The 2,823-nt window shown below is 67.8% G+C and carries 3 protein-coding genes; all 3 read left to right on the forward strand.

Annotated features, from left to right (window positions below; translation table 11 throughout):
* The first annotated feature begins 76 nt into the window (after positions 1 to 76).
* The 3 genes from Q0L94_RS07645 to Q0L94_RS07655 are packed head-to-tail and all read left to right on the forward strand — an operon-like array spanning position 77 to position 2,696.
* Positions 77 to 1,252 carry a cytochrome D1 domain-containing protein gene (locus Q0L94_RS07645; RefSeq protein WP_296752040.1) on the forward strand — a complete coding sequence of 392 codons (1,176 nt, stop codon included), beginning with the start codon at positions 77 to 79 and terminating at the stop codon, positions 1,250 to 1,252.
* A complete protein-coding gene (locus Q0L94_RS07650) occupies positions 1,249 to 2,253 on the forward strand; it encodes an Lrp/AsnC family transcriptional regulator (RefSeq protein ID WP_296752044.1) in 1,005 nt (334 codons plus the stop codon). Before Q0L94_RS07645 ends, Q0L94_RS07650 begins: the two co-directional genes overlap by 4 nt.
* On the forward strand, positions 2,253 to 2,696 hold the full coding sequence (locus Q0L94_RS07655; protein WP_296752046.1) for an AsnC family transcriptional regulator: 444 nt from the start codon (positions 2,253 to 2,255) through the stop codon (positions 2,694 to 2,696). The genes Q0L94_RS07650 and Q0L94_RS07655 overlap by 1 nt, the downstream gene beginning before the upstream one ends.
* Positions 2,697 to 2,823 lie beyond the last annotated feature (127 nt).

A 2,823-nucleotide genomic window follows, 5' to 3' on the forward strand; every position in this document is an offset into this window, starting at 1 on the left:
ATGCCGCCCTGGAGCACCTTTCTCTCCGAATCCGAGGCTGTCTGGATCGTCGACAGCCTGCAAAGGGGATTTCCCGATGCGCGCTAGGATTTCCATTTTTCTTCTGCTCGCCCTCGGCGTCCTGACCGGCTGCGCCGGCACGAACCTGCGCGGCACCGGCGACCTCGGCGTCGTCATCGAACGCGCCAGCGGCAGCGTGCAGATTCTCGACACCACCCGCCGCACCAGCCTGGCGAAAGTGGAAGGCCTGGGCGACCTCTCCCACGCTTCCGTCAGTTACTCGCGCGACGCGCGCTATGCCTATGTATTCGGCCGCGACGGCGGACTGACCAAAATCGACCTGCTGACCCGGCGCATCGATCGCCGCATCATCCAGGGGGGCAACAGCATCGGCGGCGCCATCTCGCCCGACGGCAAGCTGGTCGCCGTGGCCAACTACCAACCCGGCGGCGTGAAAGTATTCGACGCCGACACGCTCGCGCTGGTCGCCGACATTCCCGCCGTCGGCGCCGACGGCGCGCGCTCCAAGGTCGTCGGCCTGGTCGACGCCCCCGGGCAGCGCTTCGTCTTCAGCCTGTTCGAGGCCGGCGAAATCTGGGTCGCCGACATGCACGACCCGAAGCAGCCGGTCCTGCGCAAGTTCACCGGCGTCGGCAGGGAGCCTTACGACGGCATGATCACCTCCGACGGCCGCCACTACGCTGCCGGGCTTTTCGGCGAGGACGGGGTGGCCCTGCTCGATCTGTGGAACCTCGACGCCGGCGTCAAGCGCGCGCTGGTCGAGTTCGGCCGCCACGGCGAGAAACTGCCGGTCTACAAGATGCCCCACCTGGAAGGCTGGGCCGCGACCGGCAACCAGATCGTGCTGCCCGCGGTCGGCAAGCACGAGGTCATCATCGCCGACCAGACCAACTGGAAGGAAATCGCCCGCGTTGCGGTCGCCGGCCAGGCGGTGTTCGCGGTGGCGCGCCCCGACGGGCGCCAGGTGTGGATCAACTTCGCCTTTCCCGACAACGATACGGTGCAGGTGCTCGACCTGCCCTCGCAGCGCATCGTGCAGACCCTGAAGCCCGGCAAGGGGGTGCTGCACCTGGAGTTTTCCCCGCGCGGCGAGCAGGTCTGGCTTTCGCTGCGCGACGAAAACCGCATCGAGATCTACGACCCCGATACCTTCGCCCGCATCGGCTCCCTGCCCGCGCAGAGCCCGAGCGGAATTTTCTTCACCGTGCGTGCCCACAGGATCGGACTATGAGCGACATCCAACTCAGCCTGCTCAACGATTTTCAGCGCGGCTTTCCGCTCACCTCCACACCCTTCGATGTCATCGCGCAGCGCCTCGGTTTGGATGTCGAGGCGTTGCTCGCTACCCTGCGCCGGCTGACGCGGGAAGGCGTCGTCAGCCGCGTCGGCGCGGTGTTCCGCCCCAACCGCGTCGGCGTCAGCACGCTCGCCGCCATGGCCGTTCCGCAAGGGCGGCTTGACGCAGTGGCCCGGCTCGTCAGCGCGCGCCCCGAGGTCAACCACAACTACGAACGCGAACACCGTTTCAACCTCTGGTTCGTCGCTGCGGCCGCGAACCCGGCGCAGCTGGAGCAGGCGCTGCACGCGATCGAGCGGCAGAGCGGCCTTGCGGTCATGCGCCTGCCCATGGTGCAGGACTACCACATCGACCTTGGCTTCGACCTGCGCCGCACGGTCGGGCATGGCGGCCGGCAGCAGCAGAAGGCCGCACCGTCGCGCCCGCTCGCACTCGACGCGCTGGACTACGCCCTGGTCGAGGCGATCCAGGAAGGCCTGCCCCTGGTGGCGCGCCCCTATGCCGAAGTCGCGGCATTCATCGGGACGCCGGAAGCCGACGTGCTGATCCGGCTGGGACGGCTGCTCGATCACGGCGTCATCAAACGCCTGGGCATCGTCGTCCGCCACCACGAGCTGGGCTTCCGCGCCAATGCCATGGCGGTGTGGAATATCCCGGACCAACAGGTCGACGAATTCGGCCGTTGCGTCGGCGCCTCGGGTCTGGTGAATCTCTGCTACCAGCGCCCGCGCCGGCTGCCCGAGTGGCCCTACAACCTGTTCTGCATGATTCACGGCAAGGATCGAGCCGCGGTGCTGCAGCATCTCGATCATTTACGCGACCAGTGCGGGCTGACGGATTTCCCCTGCGAGGTGCTGTTCAGCAAGCGGCGCTTCAAGCAGACCGGCGCCCGCTACGTCGCGGCGCAGCCGAAGGCGGAGGCGGAGGCGACGTGATGGACGACCTCGACCGCGCCCTGATCAACACCCTGCAAGGCGGCTTCCCGATCTGCGAACAGCCCTATGCCGAGGTGGCGGCCCGCATCGGCAGCGACGAGGCGACCGTCATTGCCCGCATCGACAGCCTGCTCGCGCGCGGCCTGCTGTCGCGCTTCGGCCCCATGTACCATGCGGCGCAGATGGGTGGCGCGCTGAGTCTGGCGGCGATGGAGATTCCGCCGCAGGACTTCGAGCGGGTGACGGAAATCGTCAACCGGCAGCCCGAGGTGGCGCACAACTACGCGCGCGACCACCGCCTCAGCATGTGGTTCGTGCTCGCCACCGAAACCCCCGCCGCGCAGCAGGACACGATGGCGCGCATCGAGCGCGAGAGCGGCTACCCGGTCTACAACATGCCGAAGATCCGCGAATATTTCGTGGAACTGAAACTGCACGTATGAACGCCCCCGACAATTTCCGCCCGCTCGACGACACCGACCGCCGCATCATCCAGGCGACGCAGGCCGGGCTGCCGCTCGCGCCGCGCCCCTACCACGCCGTCGCGGAACAGCTCGGCCTGCCGGCGGC

The organism is Thiobacillus sp., assembly GCF_024708915.1.